The following is a 3,483-nucleotide window of genomic DNA, read 5'->3' on the forward strand; positions in this document are numbered from 1 at the left end:
CCTTCCAAGGCACAGAGGCCCAGGTACACCTGGAACATCTCCACATCGCGGATGCTGGAAATCCGCACCTCCAGATCTGTCAAGGGGCCGCTTTCGCAGCGATAGTCCGGGAAACGCTGAGCTACTTCGGCACAGATAAATTCCGCCACACTGGTTACGATGGGCAGCAGTTCCTGAACAGCCAGCAAAGAGGCGGAAGAAGCGTTGTCGCTGGCGTGAACAGCGGCACCCTCGTACATCCTCTGCAGGGGCATGTAGAGGTGGTCGTCCATGACCTTCAAGTAGGGGTGGAAGAGGCTGCGCTCCTGAGGGGATAGAGCTTGCAAGACCATCTGCCCCGTGTAGTGGAATTGCATGCTTAAAAAGCCCAGCACCCGCGGATCCCGTTCGCTGTAGCGGGCCCGCAGGCTGCCACAGAACGGTGCAATCTTTACTGAAAAGCGCACTGGCGAGAGGCCCTCCCCACAACTTTCCGCTGCCTTTTCAAATAACTCGCGGGAGTCCTCGGCAATTTGCCAGGGATCGATCAAGTCCGGATCCAGCCGCTGCCTCGGGATTTCGGCAGCCAAGAGCCGCTCCGTTTTTGCCCAGGCCTGGGAGCTGGCAAAGCGCAGGGATCCCTTCACTTTGTCGGCTAATTGGGTACCCGGCAGCTCGCCCAAGGCCGCCTGTGCCCGCAGCTTGTCTACATATTTTTGGGCCCACAGGGTGGCCAGGCTGTAAGGTGTAACTGCTTCTAGGCTTTCCATCGATCCCATGACCTCAGCAGAGGAGCTAGATTCTGTTGTCTACAATACCCCTAGCACGCCGCCGTTGCAGCCTGTAAGGAAACTACAGAATGTTAAGACTGCCCACAACAATTGTTCACATTAGGAAAGGGCTTCTCACCTTGCGGGCAAGTTGGCGATGATCTTAAAATCTCCTAAAATCCGCTCGGAAAAGTGGAGTTTTTGTGGCAAAATAGACAGCAGACGGATCGAGCGCAAGGATCCGGATCCTGACCTCACCGGACTGAACCCTTTACTGAGGAGAAAGAGTGTATGTCTCTCCGACTTGGCGATACGGCTCCCAATTTTACGCAAAAGTCCACCCACGGCGAAATCGACTTCTATTCCTGGGCCGGGGATAGCTGGGTAGTGTTGTTTTCGCACCCCGCTGACTACACGCCGGTCTGCACCACCGAGCTGGGTACTGTTGCCAAGCTGATGCCTGAGTTCGAGAAGCGAGGGGTGAAGGTGCTGGCCCTCAGCGTGGACGATGTGGACTCCCACGTCGGCTGGGTGAAAGACATCGAGGAAACTCAGAATGCCCGGGTGACTTATCCCATCTTGGCAGACGTTGACCGCAAGGTCTCCCAGCTCTACGGCATGCTGGATCAGACCAACCTCAATCAAGAAGGACTGCCTTTGACGGTGCGCTCAGTGTTCGTTATTGATCCCAACAAGAAAATCCGCCTTATCCTCACCTATCCAGCCAGCACGGGGCGCAACTTCGACGAGCTGCTGCGGGCAATCGATGCTCTGCAGTTGACAGATAAGTACAACGTCGTCACCCCCGCCGACTGGAAAGATGGCGACGATGTCATTATCCCGCCTTCGCTGAAAGATCCGGAAGTGCTCAAAGAAAAGTTCCCGAAAGGCTACAAGGAAATTAAGCCCTACCTGCGAGTCACCCCTCAGCCCAACAAGTAAGAGTCCCAGCAACCTAGCTGATGTTGGCTCAGGAGAAGGGCTCCCTTCTCCGCTGAAGCCGTGGCTCCTTGATCTGGATCCCCGGTGAGGGGATCCTTAACTTTGTGGTCATTTCAAACCCGCTTAAGACAGTTAGTGCTCCGCACCGCTGACGCAAGCGCACAAAACCACGCTACGGACACACCAGCGCCCGGGCCTGTTTCACCACCCAGTCTCTACGCTGCCTCAGAAACCTGGGGTTTTCCACTACAGTACTGTCGGTTGCTTCGTAGAAGCATGTCAGCCCCAACTCAATACCGACAACCTTACCCGTAGGTGGAAGTTCTTCCTGCGGGTCAACGTCGATGCAAAACTGAGCGTCGTAGCCATCGGCTCTCCGCACTACCCTGATTTGCTTAATCTGCGAAATGCCGTAAAACCATGGGTCAGAAGCTTCCAGCCGCAGAAAGGTTCCAGCCTTAAAACTGTTGGGGAAGGTGAGATGCTTCCCGTCTTGTGAGAGTTCCCACCCTGTCGTCTTGTATTCGACCGAGCGGCAGTGCTTCTGGAACTTGGGAAAGCCCTTCTTCCCTGGTTTCTTGGCTTGGCAGTTGTCATAGAAACGCTGGATGGCCGACTAAGCCCGCTCTGCGCTAGCTTGCCTTGCCATTGCGTTGAGCTGAGCTGCTCACTCATATTCTTTGGCCAGCACAGCAGAGAGTTTAGAGAGGTCGTACCGGCCAGCTCCTTGGTTATCCATTCAGTAGCGCAGGCATTTGTTGCGAATAAACTGAGGGGTCTAAACTACCACGAACAAAGATGCAAGTGTAGAGAACGCCTTGGCCGGTTTTGTTTTCTAGAGGATTGGTAAACTCGCCGGTATAGACTGGACTTGTTTGCCGCGCCTTTCATCTCGACGCTGACCTTGCAGCTAGAGCGCAAGCTTTTCCGTCCTGCAAGGTAAAGTAGCGATGGAACTTATCCGTCACCCGCAACCAGGGGGAGCGGCTGCCTTCTTTGCGATAGCGGGTCACAAAGCCCTTTTCCACCAGCTCTGCCACATGTTGGTAAGCACCCTGACCGCGTAACTCCACCAAGTCAGCTTGCGAGAGGGGGCCACGTAGAACGATAGTCGCCAAGGTACGGGTGGCGCCCACCCCGATTTCAGGGGGCAAGAGCTGGTTGGCCAGCTCCAAAAAAGGCTCGCGCAACCGTAGAGCAAACCCCTCCTCCACCTGCAGCACCTCTAGGGCGGAGTCGCGGTGGGCGTAGTCTTCCATCAGCTCCAACAGTGCATCGTAGGCCTCGTCGCGGCTGCACTGGGCCAACTGGGCCAGTGTCGATAGGGCCAACGGCTGCCCCTTCAAGTAGAGGATTGCCTCGATCTGATTTTTTAGGGCTAGGAGACGCCCCCCCTCCATCTCTGAACCGGGGTTCAAAACCGACTTGGAACGACGCGAGGGCATAGCGCCAAGGGATCCGCTAACCTGTCCCGTAGCATAGCAGCAGTTGCAAACTGAGGGATCCCTTTACGAGCTTTCTGAGCCAAAGCGAGAGCCACTATGGTGACGTACTCCCGCCCTCAAGCTGACGCATCGAGTGCGGGTTTCATGGCTTACACCACGCTGCGCGAACAGGGACTCCTGTTATGGCACAGGACGTTTCCTGAGCTTTAGCGCTCCGCGCCGCTCACACGAACAGAACGGGACGCCCCACCGCCCTGTATTTGATTACGAATGAACTACCCCACCGCGCAGGCGGGTGGGGTTTCCTCACCCGCTTGACAGCAGAGCTTTTGTCTCTTCTTCTGCCC

General features: G+C 56.0%; 3 protein-coding genes. 1 reads left to right on the forward strand and 2 read right to left on the reverse strand.

Annotation, left to right across the window (positions count from 1 at the left end):
• A partial coding sequence (locus NW841_RS11015; protein ID WP_414386393.1) for a hypothetical protein occupies positions 1–758 on the reverse strand: 758 nt, incomplete at its 3' end.
• Positions 759–1,040: 282 nt separating this feature from the next.
• Here NW841_RS11015 and NW841_RS11020 point away from each other — a divergent pair.
• Positions 1,041–1,691 (forward strand): peroxiredoxin, encoded by a 651-nt coding sequence (locus NW841_RS11020; protein WP_414386395.1) that lies wholly within the window; start codon positions 1,041–1,043, stop codon positions 1,689–1,691.
• An 887-nt stretch (positions 1,692–2,578) separates the two neighbouring features.
• Here the strand turns inward: NW841_RS11020 and scpB are convergent.
• A complete protein-coding gene (gene scpB, locus NW841_RS11025) occupies positions 2,579–3,136 on the reverse strand; it encodes an SMC-Scp complex subunit ScpB (protein WP_414365678.1) in 558 nt (185 codons plus the stop codon).
• Positions 3,137–3,483: the final 347 nt, after the last annotated feature.

The organism is Synechococcus sp. H60.3 (assembly GCF_047462295.1).
In the GTDB taxonomy this organism is placed as follows: Bacteria; Cyanobacteriota; Cyanobacteriia; order Thermostichales; family Thermostichaceae; genus Thermostichus.

Coding starts and splice junctions, on each gene's coding strand:
- NW841_RS11020 (WP_414386395.1), top strand. CDS start 1,041: ATGTCTCTCCGACTTGGCGATACGGCTCCCAATTTTACGCAAAAGTCC.
- scpB (WP_414365678.1), bottom strand. CDS start 3,136: ATGCCCTCGCGTCGTTCCAAGTCGGTTTTGAACCCCGGTTCAGAGATG.